This is a genomic window from Salinispora mooreana, from assembly GCF_000379065.1.
In the GTDB taxonomy this organism is placed as follows: domain Bacteria; phylum Actinomycetota; class Actinomycetes; order Mycobacteriales; family Micromonosporaceae; genus Micromonospora; species Micromonospora mooreana.
On record NZ_KB900614.1, the window covers coordinates 4,298,421 to 4,312,643 of the forward strand.

Below are 14,223 nucleotides of genomic sequence, written 5' to 3' on the forward strand. Positions count from 1 at the left end.
TCACCGGCGGGGAGGAGGCCGTCACGATCCGCCTAATCTGGGCATTGGGTCAGCGGCCGGCAGCCGTTAGCCTCAGGGGGTGGAATCAGTGCAGCCCCCCGCCGGTTCCCAGGTGTCCCGCCTACCGGCGCAGCGGCCTCCCTCGGAGCAGCTGGCGGCCCCACCCTCGGCGCCCGCGCCAGGCGCGGGCGCGCCGGTCCCGCCGCGTCGGCAACGACTGCGCACTGTCCTCACCGTGACCGTCGCCGTGCTGACGGCGCTCGTGCTGGGCGGGATCGTCGGTGGCTACGTCCTCTACGACCGGGCCACCACCCCCGACCGCAGCGCACCCGACGTGGTCGTGAGTAGCTATCTCGCCGCGTTTTTTGTAGACAGGAATGACACGCTCGCCGACCTGTTCCTCTGCGCCGAGGGGGCGTCCGTCGCCGAGCTGGGGGCGTTGCGGGAGGACCTGGTCGCGCGGGAGGCGCGGTTCGCGGTGCCCATCTCCGTCAGCTGGGGGAGCCTCGCGGTTCAACGGGACGGAGACGAGGCGGTCGTCGAGCTGGAACTGGTGATCTCCGCCTACGTTGACGGTGGCAACTACAGCGAACGGCAGCCGTGGCGCTTCACCACCATGCTGGGCGAGGACTGGCGGGTCTGTTCCGGCGCACGGGTTGACTGACCTATTCGATCCAGAGCAGGTGGACGGGGACCTCGAGCGTGGTCGGGGTCTGCCCGCGCCAGGCCCACCGATACCACTCGACCTCGGGGGTGACCCGGACACAGATGTCCCCCTCGGCGCTCGAGTAGGTCTCGGTCACCGCGCGTAGGTCCCGGTGTTCGACCGCGCCCTCCACGTGCACGACCCGCCGGCCGGCGACGGCGTCGGCCTCGAAGACCGGCGTCGGCGCCCGATGCGTGGGCGCGTCCAGGGAGACCAGCCGATCGGCCTCCGCGGGCGGTGCCTCCGGCCGTAGTCCGACCGTCTCCACCCAGACCCGGTCGACCGGGACGAGAGGGGCGAAGACCTCGACCTGATCGGCCTCGGCGCGGTACCACTCGTGCTCGGCGATGACCGGCACGTAGGTGCGGCTGCCCTGCACCACGCGGTCGTCCGCGCGGAGGTCACCGCGCCAGCCCAGCCCGGGTTGGCCGACCCGCACCCGGCGCCCGCGCAGCTCGACCCGGCCAGAGGCGGGCAGCACCGCGATCGGCCGGGGCGGCAGCGGCGCCCAGTCCGGCTGGTCCAGGAACGGGTCCGGGAGGGGGTCTGTCATCGCCGTCGGTGCCTCATTCCACGCTCCGCAGCGGCGCGCCCTGCTCCCGCATGAAGCGCACCGGGTCGATCGCGCCGTGGCGGCTCCGGTCGCCGTCGACGTGCACCTCGAAGTGCAGGTGCGGGCCGGAGGAGTTGCCGCTGCTGCCGATCACCCCGATCTCCTCCCCGGCGCGCACAGTCTGACCCGCGCTGACCGTGGGCCTCTCCGCCAGGTGGCAGTAGCGGGTGATGATCTTTCCGGGGTGGGCGATGTCGACGAACCAGCCGCAGCCACCCTTGCCCGGCCAGCCGTCCACGTCGCAGGTCAGCTCCCCGGATCGGTCCGGGTCGCAGCGGGAGACCAGGACCCGCCCGCTGGCGGCGGCGCGGATCGGGGTGCCCTTAACCGCGGCGATATCCACCCCCTGGTGCGCCGGTCGCTCCTGGGTGCGGAAGCCGGAGCCGACGTCACCGGGGATCGGGGCGGTCCAACCAGAGGCGGCGATCCGGCCGTCCTCCGCGGCGTCGCAGGCGTGCCCGCCGGCGACCGGCACGGTCCGGGCCGCGCCGCCGGCCAGCGAGTTGACGATCGTCGACGCCAGCGCCTCATGCTTCGCGTAGGCGTCCGGGAAGGCGCTGATCTGCACGGCCTGCGCGGCCCGGGTCAGCGGCAGCCGCTGCCAACCAGGGACCTCCACCAGCTTCTCGTAGAATTTGCGGGCCGCGTACTCCGGCGTCATCCGTTCCTGGACCGAGCCCCAGCCCGCCCGCTGCTGGAACAGACCCACCGAGTCGTGGTCCGAGCCGACGCCCTCGTTGGGGAGCTGATCCGACCCAGGGACCGTGGGGTTGGCGAGATTGCGCAGCCGGGACTCCTGCATCGCGGTCGCCACGGCGATCACCCATCCGCGGGGCGGCACCTGCAGCTCCTGCCCGACCGTGATGATCCGGGCGGCGTTGCGAAGCTGGAGCTCACCGTACTGCGACATCTGCGGCATTGCCCCGGTGACCTCGACCTGGAAGTCGTCGGTGCACTCCTGGTTGGTGAGCCGGAGCTCGTCGTCGCCGCCGAGTTCGGTGAGGAAGAAGGCGCCCGCGCCGCCAGCGCAGCAGAGCAGGGTCAGCGTCGCGGTGAGCGCGACGGCCAACACGCCGACGCGCAGGCGACGGTGCTTCGGCTTCGCTGCTCTGCTCATTTCTGCTCCCAGTCCACCGCGTCCACCCGCCACCGGCCGTCCGGCGCCACCAGCTCCAGCCGGAGCTGGCCGGTGTCGAAGGGCACCCGCGCCTCGACGACCATCTCTGACCGGGCCCTGACCGTCACGGCGCCCGCCACCTCGCCCGTCGGGACCTCAACCGGGTCCACCTCGGCGAGCTGCTCGGCCAACGTCGGGGTGGCCAGGGGGCGCAGCCCGGCGTGCCAGGCCTCGGCGGTCATCCCCGGCTGCCCGCGCCAGGCGGTGACGAACTCGTCGGCGACCTGCTCCGGCGGCGCCGCCCCGGGCCGGGTCACCGGCGTGGGGGAGCGCGTGTCGATCAGCCCGTCGTCGCCGACCGTCGGGTGCACCGTGCTGATCGGCTGCTCCGGGCGGTTACTGAGGCCGCTCCCCGGCTCCCCCGCCCCGACGACCAGCCGGGTGGTGCCGATGATGCCGACCACCACCACGGCGAGCGCCAGCGCGACCCCCACCCGGGACCGGAGCACCCGGGTGAGGAGCTGCTCGATTGCCCGCCGCACCGCGATCACCGGGCCTCGGAGCGGATCCGGGGGGCGCCCCGTTCCGGCGCGGGCTTCGTCGCGCCGGGTCGGTAGAGGACGAAGGAGGGGCTCTCCTGCGGGCCCTCCGGCTCGGTCCAGCTCGCCGGCGCCCGCCGCTGCCGCGGTGCGGGAGTGGTGCGGTCCGGGGAGCTGCGCTCCCCGGACGCCGGCGCCCCGTCCGGCTCCGGCCGGGCCCCACCCGCGGTCGCCGGCACCGGCTCCTCGTGCCGGGCCTCCGGCCGCAGCCGGCTCTGCTCCGCCACCACCGCCCCGCGGCGACCCGAGCTCGGCTCGCCGGCGCCGCGGGGCTCCGCGTCGAGGCGGGACGCCGCGCGCATGTCCCGGAAGAACCGGCGGTGCCAGGAGCTGTCCGAGCCGCCCGCCGCACTGCCGCCCTTGCCGCCGAGCTGGGTGACCCGCCGGTAGGGGCGCAGCAGCAGCCAGCCGACCACGCCGCAGAGCCAGACCAGCACCACCTGGAGCCAGCCGGGCAGGGTCGGGGTGCTCATGATGAGGTCCACGGCGAAGAGGTAGATCGCGGCGCCGGTGCCGAAGATGGCGATGTTGAAGACCGCCGCGACCACCGCGTTACCCAGCCGGCGCAGCCCGGCGCTCGCCGGGCGGAGCAGGCCGATGGTGCCGAGGATCGGCGCGGCGATCACCGCCCAGCGGAAGAGCAGGAAGCCCAACAGCACCAGCACCGACGCGGTGAGATCGAACATCGCGAAGAGCAGCGCGGCGAGCACCGCGATGAAGCCGGCGCCGACCCGGTCCATGTCCCGGAGCCCCTGGAGATACTCGTACGCCTCCGGATCCTCCTGCTTGATCTGCTGCGCGACCCGCGCCCACTGCTGTTGCTTCAGCTTGACCGTCAGCTCCCGCGTCGCTGGGTTCGACCGGAGCCTCTCCACCTCCTCCCAGGAGAAGGACTTCGCGTCGTAGAGCGCCGGCCCGTACTTCTTCGCGGTCTCGCTGTCGGCCGAGCCCAGCACCCCGCGCAGCCAGTTGCGGTAGAGCATCGTCTCGGTCGCCGTGTCGCTCGCCCGCACCGCAGGTGGCCGGTTGTCGGCACAGGCCGCCGGATTCGGGACCGGGCACTGGTCCGGCGGGACATCCTGGGTCCTCGGTCCGACCGCGTCGTGGACCACCCCCAGCGTGGTGACCAGGGTGCCGTCGGCGACGTTGGCGGACTTCACCGGCCAGGCGGCCAGCGCGGTCACCGCCACCATCACGAGCAGGGCCCAGCCCGCGGTCGTCAGGGCGTTGCTCATCTCCGACTGGCGGGAACGCCAGAGCAGATAGAGCCCGACCACGCAGAGGGTGACGATCCCGAAGACGCTGAAGACCTTCTGGTAGACCGCCGTGGTCGCCTGCTCCACAAGTGGATCGGCCCAGCCCCACATCGACCGCGGATCCCAGGCCCGCTCCCGCAGCGCGTTCGAGGCGCCGACGATCGCGGTGGCGATCATGAATTCGCCGTTGGCGACCGTGTTGGTGAACTTGTAGTCCGGGTGCAGCACCGCAGTGGCGCAGCCGGTGTCGATGTCGTAGGTGGTGTAGCTGTATCCCGCGTAGCCGTAGTCGCTGTAGTACCCCTTGCGGCCGTCTTGCTTCGCCGAGTCCGGGCGGGCCGCGAACCAGCCGGCGAGGCCGGAGTCCGGGGCCGTCGGCGTCGGGGCGTTGCGGCAGGTGACGTCGTCCTCGGCGACCTCCGCGAGCCGGGACACACAGGCGCGGAAGTCGGCCTGCCACTCCTCGGTGAGGCAGGGGCCGGCTGGGGCTGGTGCGGTCGGCTCCGGGGCCGGTGCCGCTGCCGCGCCGACCCCCGGCCAGCTGACCGTGGCCCCGGCGAGGACGCCGAGAGCCAGTAGGAGCGCCACCGTCCGAGCCCGGGCCCCGGCCATCTCACGCCTCCAGATCCGCTACGACGGGTAGCACTCCAGCCGCGGCCGCGATCGCCGCCGGTGTGGTGTCGAGGTGGTCGAGCAGCCCATCGACGTACGAGACGTCCACTCGGACCTTCTGCACCCGCCCGTCAACGTCGCGCATGACGAACTCGCGGTAGCCGAGGCGGGCGGCCGACGTGCTGTCGGCGGCGGAGAGGGAGGCGAGGGTGGCCTCGTATCCGTCGTTGACCGGGACCCGCAGCAGGCGCAGCGCCTCGGAGGCGATCTCCTCGTCCTCGGCGATCCGCCCGACGAAGACCGTGGAGACCAGGTTCTGCACATCAAGGCCGAGGATGTCCTTCGGGTTCTGCGAGGCGACCAGCGCGGCCAGGTTCCACTTGCGGGAGTCCCGGGCCAGCCGGACCAGGAACGACCGCCCCGAACGCCAACCCTCCATGAAGTGCGCCTCATCCAGCCCGACCAGCTTGCGCGACGACATCGAGCCGCCGTAGCAGCGGCGGACGGCGAGCCGGTGCGCGGTGTGCAGCATGGGCAGGGCGAGCGCCTCCTCCGCCGACCAGTACTCTCGCTCGATCTTGAGGTCGGGGAGGCGGAGGCCGGCCATCGTGATCACGGTGAGGGTGGCGTCCGGCCCGAGCAGCCCCTCCGGGGGGCGACCGAAGAAGAGCATGGCCAGCGGCATCTCGGCGGTGTCCAGCAGGAGGTTGGCCAGCTCCCGGCCGGCGTCGTCGTCGAGCCTGCCCAGGGTGGCGACCACATCGTCCAGAGTGGCCGTCTCCTCCGCCGGCACCTGGCGTACGGCGTGCCGGAAGAGCGTGGCGGTGGAGGCCTCCCGCGCGACCTGTGGCGGCACCAGCATCATGCAGATGTCCTGGACCAGCATCCGGCGCTCGGCCCGGGCGTTGGAGACCGCGATCTCGAATTCCCGCTCGCCCGCGTCACCGGTGCTGAACTCACTGCGCAGCGGCGTGGGGATCAGCGAGTACGGGGCGAGGGTGCCGGGCTCGGAGCCGGTCAGGTTCAGCACCCGCGCGTACGGGGCCAGCTCCGGCATGGCGCAGAGCCGGGCGAGCGGGCCGGAGGGGTCGAGCAGCGTTACCTGCACGCCGCGGCGGGCGGCGAGGTAGCCGAGAGCGCCGAGCAGGGTGGACTTGCCGCCGCCGGGCTCGGCCACGAAGACCCCGAGACCCGAGCGTTCCCGGACCTCCATCGGGAAGTGCAGGTCGAGGAAGACCGGCCGGCGGCAGGTCCCGGCGGTACGCCCGATCAGGTCGCCCCGGCGGTCCCCGACGGTCGAGGCGGCCTGCGGGAGCGCGGCGGCGAAGAGGTTGACCGGCATCCGGCGGACGTAGCCGGTGTTGGCGATCGGCTCGCCCGGGATAAACTCGCGGGCCAGCCAGTCCTGGTTCTTGGGGTGCTGGAGCGAGACCCGTAGCTCGCGGGAGTAGAGCTGGATCAGTCGCCGGGCGTGTTCCAGGCACTCCTCTCGGGTCCGCCCGCCGACGGCGAGTCGGTGCCAGCCGTGCGCCCGGGCGGATTCGACCGGTAGCCCGGTGGTCATCTCGTCGCCGATGACCAGGGCCCGCTCCGCGAGGCGCTCCAGCTCGGGCGGGGCGTCGATGCCGTGCTCGGCGTAGTCGAGCTGCTGGGAGCGGATCATCCGCAGCCGGTGCTCCAGATTACGGAAGGAGTCGCCGGAGCCGAGAATGTCGACCCGGCTGGACAGCTCCATCGGCCAGGGCAGCCGCTCATGGAAGTGCAGCCAGGGCTCGTGTCGTTCGGGGATCTCCAGCGGCTCCATCCGGCCGACGGCGAGGACGGCGACGTGCCCCTCCTCCCCGGTCATCCGGTTGACCAGCTTGACCGTGGACCCGTACGGGGTGCGGTAGCGCTCCACCTGTTCGGTCAGGGCGAGCAGGTCGCCGCGTTCCCAGTGCCCGTCGGTGACCGGGGAGAGCCGCCCGGGTGGGGCCATGCAGAGCGCCACCGAGCGGTAGAGGAGCCACTCCAGCTCCCGTGTGGTGACCCGGCGTCCGCGCATACCGAAGGCGCCCAGCACCTCGTCGAACTGCTCGACGGTGCGGCCGAGCTTGCGTCGTTCGCCCTCGGCGACGCCGCGACCGAAGCTGCGTCGTACCCGCTCCACCAGCGAGTCGCCCAACGAGCGCCGGGCGAAGGTCACCCCCAGGTACGTCTGTCCCTCGGCGTGGTTGACCGAGAGCAGGTGCCGTTGCGCGGCGACCAGATGATCTGCCCAGCTCGGTGTCCCCGGGACGTCGGGGAGCGGTGCCCGGGTGTGGGTGTCGATGGTGCGGGCCCACTCGTCGGCGGGGAAGGGGCGGGTGGTGCGCCGCAGGTGCAGCCGGAATCCGGCCAGCCCGGCGTACTGCTCGGAGATCGCCGCGAGCAGCGCCTCCCGCTCGGCGTCGGGGCGGAAGGCCCAGCGCACCTCGGGTAGCCAGTACCAGGCGGTGACCGTGTTGGGGGTGAAGGTCAGGTGGCCGGCGATCTCGGTGATGGCCAGCTCCACCGACGGGTCCCGGTCCCTGAATTTGATCTTCGGTGGCCGGACTCGTGTCGGTGTGGCGGTGCGGTCGCGACGGCTGGTGGAGCGCCGATCGGACGGGGGCGTGTCTTGGGTGTCCGGCGCCGACCGCTCGCCGGGGTGCCGCGGCGCGGCGTCGGCTGGCTGCGGGGCCGCCGCCCCGGTATCTGCCCGGGCGAGCCGCTCGCCGGCCTGGTGCGGTACCCGGGTGGAGCGCCGGGCCGGCACGGCGGGCGACCGTTCCACCTCGGTCGGTGCGGCGGGCGCGGTCGGTGCGGCGGGCGGATCCCCGGCGACGAGTGGATCCCCGGCGACGAGCTGCTGGGGGATGGTCGGCTGCTGCTCGCGCGTCGCTGCCCGGCCGGGCAGGGTCCGGGTGGGGCGGGTCGCGCCGAACAGGTCGAGGAAGGGGGAGTCGATGTCGGTGCCGGCGGTCGGCGTCGGCTCCGTGGGCGTCCGCTGCTGCAGTGGGCGGGGTGCCTGGAAGACGCCGACCCCGCCGTGGCCCGGGGAGGTGGCCCGGGCCGGGTCGTGGTGGGCCTCCTCGAGCTCCATGGCGTAGCCAACAGGCTGCGCTGCGTCACCGCGGGCCGTGGCCGGCTGCCCGGCCGGGGGTCCCGGCGCGTAGTGGGAACTCATGCGACCGCCTCACCCGCGTCGTTGCACTGCCCGGTCATGCCAGTTCCTCTCGGATCCTGATCCGGCTGCCAACCAGGCGGGGGTCGCGTTGCTCGGCGGCCGGCTCCCGGGTGCGTCGCCAGTCGGTCAGCGCGGTGTGGATCACCATGCGCGCGGGCCGGTCCGGGTCGACGTACCGGAAGACGAACGAGGTGGTCACGATCGCGAGGGCGATCTCCCACGCCGGGAAGAGTTCGACCTGCAGCGTGAACAACCAGTGGATGAACATGTAGAGGGGAACGAGCAGGATGAAGAGCCCATACTGGGCGTACGGGAGGTGGACCGGGAGGGTGTAGCCGGGTGGCCCGAGGTAGACCAGGCGGGCCCGGTAGATGTCGTCGTCGGTGCGCAGCCGCATGCTCGTGCCCGCGCCTATTCGAAGATCAGGTCGATCAGGTAGTCACCGACGAAGAAGAGGGTGGCGGCCCCGGCGATGAAGGCCAGGCCGACGATCGCGATGGCCGAGCTCGTCAGCACCTTGGAGATCTCACCCCGGCTCGCCCGTCCGATGAAGATGACGCCCAGCACGGCCAGCAGGATCGGGGCAATCTTGCTGGCGAAGAAGGCGACGATGTTTTCGGTGTCGATGCCGGTGGGCGCGGGCTCGGCGAGCGGTGTCGCGCTCAGGGCGGTGAGAGCGTGGGCGGCGGACGATGCCGCCTCCGTCAGCTCGATGGCGATCACTGGAAACCTCCCCATTTCGCGGCCGGCGGCGCCGCGGCGGTGCAGTAGGCATGCCTGGCGGGAACGGTGCTCACGTTGCGGCTAGGCTGCCGCGGTCGTCACCCACCACGAGACGGTGGGTCTTGGGCGGATCTTCCCGCTTCGGCCCTCCCTCCAGGCTTCGCCATCTCGATGCTCGGCAATTCCCAAAGCGTACGGCCACCCACTGTCTGCGACAAGCCGCGAAGAATGACCCCGATCCGACTCTGTCGTCCGCCTCCACACCTGCGCCGACGCGCATGTCAGCGCCCCCGGGCCGGGTGGCGCGGGAGCGCCAACGAGGACCGGTACGGTCTCCTTGTGACCGATCTGGTGCAGGCCGCGTCCCCAGTGGTGATGGGCATCCTGAACGTCACGCCGGACTCCTTCTCCGACGGCGGACGCTACGCCGATCTCGATGCCGCCATCGCACACGGCGTGCGGCTGCACGGCGACGGTGCCCACCTGGTGGACGTGGGTGGCGAGTCCACCCGACCGGGGGCGGACCGGGTGGACGCCGACACCGAGGCGGCCCGGGTGCGGCCGGTGATCCGCGAACTGGCCGCCGCCGGCGTACCGGTCAGCATCGACACCACCCGGGCGCGGGTGGCCGAGCTGGCGCTCGCCGCCGGGGCGCAGGTGGTCAACGATGTCTCCGGTGGGCTCGCCGACCCGGACATGGCCCGGGTGGTCCGGGACGCCGGCTGCCCCTGGGTGCTCATGCACTGGCGCGGGCACTCCCGCGAGATGGGGGAGCTGGCCCGCTACGGCGACGTCGTCGCCGACGTCAAGGCCGAGCTGGCGCAGCGGGTCGAGGCGGCCCTCGCCGCCGGGGTGGCGGCCGACCGCATCGTCATCGATCCGGGGCTCGGCTTCGCGAAGACCGCCGCCCACAACTGGAAGCTGAGCGCCCGGCTGCCGGAGCTGCTGGCGCTCGGCTACCCGCTGCTCTTCGCCGCCAGCCGCAAGTCCCACCTGGGCGCGCTGCTCGCCGTTGACGGCACACCACGGCCGACCGAGGGCCGGGAGGTTGCCACCGTCGCCACCAGCGTGCTCGCGGTCGCGGCCGGCGCCTGGGGAGTACGGGTGCACGACGTCCGGGCCACCGCGGACGCGCTGGCCGTCTGGCGGGCCACCGGATCGCCCCGGCTGGCCGCCACCGGATCATCCGGGCCAGCCGCCACCGGCGGCGCCCGGGGCAGGAGAGAGCAGTCATGACCGACCGGATCGAGCTGACCGGCCTGCGGGCGCACGGCCGGCACGGGGTGTACGACTTCGAGCGGGCGCATGGGCAGGACTTCGTCGTGGACGCGCTGCTGGAGCTGGACCTCGCCCCGGCCGCCCGTTCGGATGAGGTGACCGACACCGTCCACTACGGCGAGTTGGCCGAGCGGCTGGTGGCGGTGGTGACCGGGGAGCCGGTCAACCTGATCGAGACCCTCGCCGACCGGCTCCTCACGGTCTGTCTGGCCGACGCCCGGGTCCGTAGCGCCACGGTGACGGTGCACAAGCCGCAGGCCCCGATCTCGGATAGCTTCACCGACGTGGCCGTCACCATGACCAGGTCCGCCTCGTGACCCGCGCCCTGCTCTCGCTCGGCAGTAACCTCGGCGGTCGGGCCGACCACCTGCAGTCGGCGGTCACCGTGCTGGGTGAGTCCGTGCTCCTGGTCTCCGGCGTCTACGAGACTCCGCCCTGGGGCGACCGGGACCAGCCCGCGTACCTGAACGCCGCGGTGCTGGCCGAAGATCCCGAAGCGGCGCCGGAGGACTGGCTGGTGCGGGCCCAGGCCGCCGAGCGCGCGGCCGGCCGGGAGCGCGACCCGGCCCGGCACTTCGGGCCCCGCACCCTCGACGTCGACATCATCGTGGTCTGGACCCAGGACGGCGCGCCAGTGCTCCGGGACGATCCCGAGCTGACGCTGCCGCACCCCCGCGCCCACCTGCGCGCCTTCGTCCTGCGGCCCTGGCTCGATCTGCAACCGTACGGGCGGCTGCCGGGCCACGGCTGGGTAACCGACCTGCTGAACTCGGAGCCGGTCGGTGCGGACGCGTTGGAGCTGCGTCCCTGCCCCGAAGTGAGGTTAGAGTCAACGGCATGAGGCAGCGGAGCCGGCGGGCATGACGCAGGCTAAGTCATCACCCCCGGACGGCGCGGGCCCCGGCCGGATGGGCCCCACCCGGGCCTCCACCCTGGTGGTCGCCGGTCTCGCCGCCGCCGGGGTGGCGTGGCTGCTGATCAGCTTTTTCTACTACGACTACCTCCCCGGCGACCTGCCCTGGCTGCCGGTGGTCACCCTGGCCGGGCTCGCCGTGCTGGAGGCGTACGCCGCGGTGAACACCCGGGCCCGGATCGCGCGCCGGCCGGGGAGGGAGCCGGTGAACCCGCTCTTGGTTGCCCGCTTCGTGGTGCTGGCCAAGGCGTCCGCGCTGGGGGGCGCGATCTTCGCCGGCTTCTACGGGGGCCTGACCGGGTGGCTGTTCTTGGAGCCCACCCAGGTCGCGGCGAGCGACCGGAACGTGGCGGGGAGCAGTCTGCTCGCCGCCCTGGCGCTGGTGGCCGCCGCGCTCTGGTTGGAGCGCTCCTGCAGGGTTCCCGAGCAGGAGGATGACGAGGACCGCGAGCCCGGCGACCGGGAAGGCCGCCCCGGCCAGCGCTGAGCACGGGCTTCCGCCGCGCTTCCCGCGCGGGTACGGTGCCTGCCACCGGAGAGTGACGGCTGCCCGGACCGCTCCGCACGTCGGGAAGCGGGACGGACGGCCAGGTGGAGGGCGGCTGCATGGGGTACGACGAATCGGAGCGAGGCAATCCGGAGCCCTCCCCCGGTGCCCACACCGTCGTCCCCGCCCCGGATCCGGCTCAGGACGAGTCCGGTGGGGGCCGGCTCGGCGTGCACGTCGTCTGGGAGCTCCTGCTCCTGGTGGTCGCGGTCGGTGTCGCCTACCTACTCTGGCGGGAAAGCCCGGACACGCTGCGGGGCGACGGCCTGCGGTCGCTGCTCGTTGACGGGGCGGTCCTCGGGTTGCTGGCCCTCGCCGCCGGGCTGAGCCTGCGTACCGCGGCGGCGAATCTGGCGATCGGGCCGGCGGCCGTAGCGGCGGCACTGCACATGGCGGAGCAGGGGGACCAGGGCGCGGTGGCCGCCCTCGGCCCGGCGATCGCCGCCGGGGTGTTCGGCGGGCTGCTCCTGGCGTTCGTGGTGACGGTGCTGCACGTCCCCGCCTGGGCGGCCAGCCTCGCCGCCGGCGCGGCGCTGGTCGCGTACATCGAGCGGCGCAGTGACCCGGTTCTGCCGCAGGGTAGTTACGACCCGACGAGCGACGCGCTCTATCTGTTCGCCGGGTTCGCAGCGCTCGCCGTGCTCGGCGGGCTCTTCGGCGCGTTACGGCCGATCCGTCGGCTGGTCGGCCGGTTCCGGCCGACGGTCGACCCGGCTCGCCGGCAGGGGGTGCTGGCCCCGGTGGTGGCGGGCGGGGCGCTGGTCACCTCCAGCGTCTTGGCCGTGCTGGCCGGCTCCCTACTGGGGACTCCCGCCGCCGGGCCGGTCGCTGTCGGGTCGGGGCTGGACTGGACCGTCCTGGCGGTGGGAACGGCGCTGCTCGCCGGCACCAGTGCCTTCGGCCGCCGGGGTGGCGTCCTCGGTACCCTGCTGGCTGTCTCGTTGGTCACGCTCGTCCTCGCGGACCTGCGGGCGAGCGGCCTCTCGGCGAGTCGTTGGGCGGTCGGGGCGGTGGTGCTCGGGGTGGGGCTGGTGGTCACCCGGCTGGTCGAGGCGTATGGGGGGTCGCGGGACGATCGGGAGGCGGTCGCCGACAGCCCCGATGTCGACGAGCCGCTGCCCGCCGATTGGGACGTGCGACGGCCCGAGCCGCTCACGGACTGGGCCGCGACCCTGCCGCCCCAGCCGGCCGAGAGCCCAACAGACCAGTGGGAGCTCCCGGACTGGGGGACCGGACGGCACTGGGACCCCAGCCGCCGCTGACCCCCGCCCAGCAGGTTGGCGCGGACCCGCGTCCAGCAGGTCGGCGGGGAGCCCGACGGTTAGGCTCGGCCGCATGACCGACACACCTTCGACCTTCCCCGCCGGCCGGTCGTTCGAGGAGTTGGACGCTCTCTCCACCGAGGAGCTGCGCAAGCAGGCGTTCGCGGTGGCGCGGGAGCGCCGTGACGTGCGGTTCTTCTGGTCGGTTCTGCGGCACCTGCCGAACGCCGACGAGGCCGCCGCCCTGGATGGCGCGCCGAACTCGGTCGGGCCGACCATTGACGAGGCGGCGGCGCTGTGGCGGGAGCTGACCGGCCACGGCTACGAGGAGTCGGCTCCGCTGCTGCGGGCGGCCTTCATCGACTACCTGCGGGGGTGACTGCCCCGTTGGGAGCGGGCGGCCGGCTCTCGTCGGGGTGGCCCAGGTCGAGCAGGCGGGATCGGGTGAGGACGCCCACGGGCTGCTCCTGGTCGGTCACCACCACCCGGTCCGCCGTGGAGGTCAACAGGACCCCCAGCGCGTCGTACGCGGACGCCCCGAGCGGCACCGTGGGGAGTTCGGCGGAGATCGGGGGGGCGGAGACCGGCTCGACCGTCTCCCGGGTGACCGGGGTGACGGCCAGGCGTCGGATGCCCCGGTCGGCACCGACGAATTCCCGGACGAACGGGGTGGCCGGCGCGCCAAGTACGGCGGCCGGGGTGTCGAACTGCTCCAGGCGGCCGCCCTCGGAGAGCACCGCGATCCGGTCGCCCAGTCGAACCGCCTCGTCGAGGTCGTGCGTCACCAGCACGATGGTCTTGCGGACCTCGGCCTGCAACCGCAGGAACTCCTCCTGGAGCCGGGTCCGGGCGATCGGGTCGACCGCGGAGAAGGGCTCGTCCATCAGCAGGACCACCGGGTCCGCGGCGAGCGCCCGGGCCACCCCCACCCGCTGCCGCTGACCGCCGGAGAGTTCGTGCGGGTAGCGGGCGCCGAACAGGGCCGGGTCCAGACCGACCAGCTCCAACAGCTCCGTGACTCGCTGCCGGCGGCGGTCCCGGTGCCAGCCGAGTAGCTGCGGCACGGTGGCGACGTTCGCGCTGATGGTCTGGTGCGGGAAGAGGCCGACGTTCTGGATCACGTAGCCGATGCGGCGGCGCAGCCGTACCGGGTCAACCCGCGTGACGTCTGCCCCGTCGAGCAGGATCCGGCCGCTGGTCGGCTCGATGAGGCGGTTCACCATCCGCAGCACGGTCGACTTACCGCACCCGGAGGGGCCGATCAGCACCACCAGCTCGCCGGCGGCGACCTCCAGGGTCAGTTCGTGGACCGCCTCGGTGCCGTCCGGGTAGCGCTTGCCGATCTGGTCGAGGGAGATCGAGGCCGCACGCGCCTCGTCGGCGGCGGATCCCCGCGGGGTAACGTCCACA

The 14,223-nt window shown here is 73.1% G+C and carries 15 protein-coding genes; 7 read left to right on the top strand and 8 right to left on the bottom strand.

From position 1 onward, the window contains the following. Nucleotides 1–88: 88 nt before the first annotated feature. A complete protein-coding gene (locus SALPAC6_RS26415) occupies nt 89–664 on the top strand; it encodes a hypothetical protein (RefSeq protein WP_033666531.1) in 576 nt (191 codons plus the stop codon). A gap of 1 nt (nt 665) precedes the next feature. Here SALPAC6_RS26415 and SALPAC6_RS0120530 read toward each other — a convergent pair whose 3' ends face one another. The 7 genes from SALPAC6_RS0120530 to SALPAC6_RS0120560 are packed head-to-tail and all read right to left on the bottom strand — an operon-like array spanning nt 666 to nt 8,813. Continuing rightward, a complete protein-coding gene (locus SALPAC6_RS0120530; RefSeq protein ID WP_018255213.1) occupies nt 666–1,259 on the bottom strand; it encodes a hypothetical protein in 594 nt (197 codons plus the stop codon). A 13-nt stretch (nt 1,260–1,272) separates the two neighbouring features. Next, nucleotides 1,273–2,436, bottom strand: a complete 1,164-nt coding sequence (locus tag SALPAC6_RS0120535) for a M23 family metallopeptidase (RefSeq protein WP_018255214.1) — start codon at nt 2,434–2,436, stop codon at nt 1,273–1,275. After that, nucleotides 2,433–2,987, bottom strand: a complete 555-nt coding sequence (locus tag SALPAC6_RS0120540; RefSeq protein WP_018255215.1) for a hypothetical protein — start codon at nt 2,985–2,987, stop codon at nt 2,433–2,435. The genes SALPAC6_RS0120535 and SALPAC6_RS0120540 overlap by 4 nt, the downstream gene beginning before the upstream one ends. After that, a complete protein-coding gene (locus SALPAC6_RS0120545; protein WP_018255216.1) occupies nt 2,984–4,903 on the bottom strand; it encodes a hypothetical protein in 1,920 nt (639 codons plus the stop codon). The genes SALPAC6_RS0120540 and SALPAC6_RS0120545 overlap by 4 nt, the downstream gene beginning before the upstream one ends. A 1-nt stretch (nt 4,904) precedes the next feature. After that, nucleotides 4,905–8,090 carry an ATP-binding protein gene (locus SALPAC6_RS0120550; RefSeq protein ID WP_026189904.1) on the bottom strand — a complete coding sequence of 1,062 codons (3,186 nt, stop codon included), beginning with the start codon at nt 8,088–8,090 and terminating at the stop codon, nt 4,905–4,907. Nucleotides 8,091–8,124: 34 nt separating this feature from the next. Further along, entirely contained in the window at nt 8,125–8,487 is a 363-nt protein-coding gene (locus SALPAC6_RS0120555) for a hypothetical protein (protein WP_012015490.1), read from the bottom strand. Nucleotides 8,488–8,501: 14 nt separating this feature from the next. Continuing rightward, on the bottom strand, nt 8,502–8,813 hold the full coding sequence (locus tag SALPAC6_RS0120560; protein WP_018255218.1) for a hypothetical protein: 312 nt from the start codon (nt 8,811–8,813) through the stop codon (nt 8,502–8,504). A 339-nt stretch (nt 8,814–9,152) separates the two neighbouring features. Here SALPAC6_RS0120560 and folP point away from each other — a divergent pair, with 339 nt between their 5' ends. The 6 genes from folP (at nt 9,153) to SALPAC6_RS0120590 (ending at nt 13,192) form a co-directional block, all read left to right on the top strand. Continuing rightward, nucleotides 9,153–10,049, top strand: coding sequence for a dihydropteroate synthase (gene folP, locus SALPAC6_RS0120565; RefSeq protein ID WP_018255219.1), 897 nt, complete (start codon nt 9,153–9,155; stop codon nt 10,047–10,049). Further along, complete coding sequence (folB, locus tag SALPAC6_RS0120570; RefSeq protein ID WP_018255220.1) at nt 10,046–10,408, top strand: dihydroneopterin aldolase; 363 nt, start codon at nt 10,046–10,048, stop codon at nt 10,406–10,408. Before folP ends, folB begins: the two co-directional genes overlap by 4 nt. Next, nucleotides 10,405–10,932, top strand: coding sequence for a 2-amino-4-hydroxy-6-hydroxymethyldihydropteridine diphosphokinase (gene folK, locus SALPAC6_RS0120575; RefSeq protein WP_018255221.1), 528 nt, complete (start codon nt 10,405–10,407; stop codon nt 10,930–10,932). The genes folB and folK overlap by 4 nt, the downstream gene beginning before the upstream one ends. 67 nt (nt 10,933–10,999) lie before the next feature. Beyond that, on the top strand, nt 11,000–11,491 hold the full coding sequence (locus tag SALPAC6_RS0120580) for a DUF3180 domain-containing protein (RefSeq protein WP_018255222.1): 492 nt from the start codon (nt 11,000–11,002) through the stop codon (nt 11,489–11,491). A 119-nt stretch (nt 11,492–11,610) separates the two neighbouring features. Continuing rightward, on the top strand, nt 11,611–12,813 hold the full coding sequence (locus tag SALPAC6_RS0120585) for an ABC transporter permease (protein WP_018255223.1): 1,203 nt from the start codon (nt 11,611–11,613) through the stop codon (nt 12,811–12,813). Between the two features lie 73 nt (nt 12,814–12,886). Continuing rightward, nucleotides 12,887–13,192 (top strand): hypothetical protein, encoded by a 306-nt coding sequence (locus tag SALPAC6_RS0120590; protein ID WP_018255224.1) that lies wholly within the window; start codon nt 12,887–12,889, stop codon nt 13,190–13,192. Here SALPAC6_RS0120590 and SALPAC6_RS0120595 read toward each other — a convergent pair. Then, complete coding sequence (locus tag SALPAC6_RS0120595) at nt 13,170–14,222, bottom strand: ABC transporter ATP-binding protein (RefSeq protein ID WP_018255225.1); 1,053 nt, start codon at nt 14,220–14,222, stop codon at nt 13,170–13,172. The genes SALPAC6_RS0120590 and SALPAC6_RS0120595 overlap by 23 nt on opposite strands. Nucleotide 14,223: the final 1 nt, after the last annotated feature.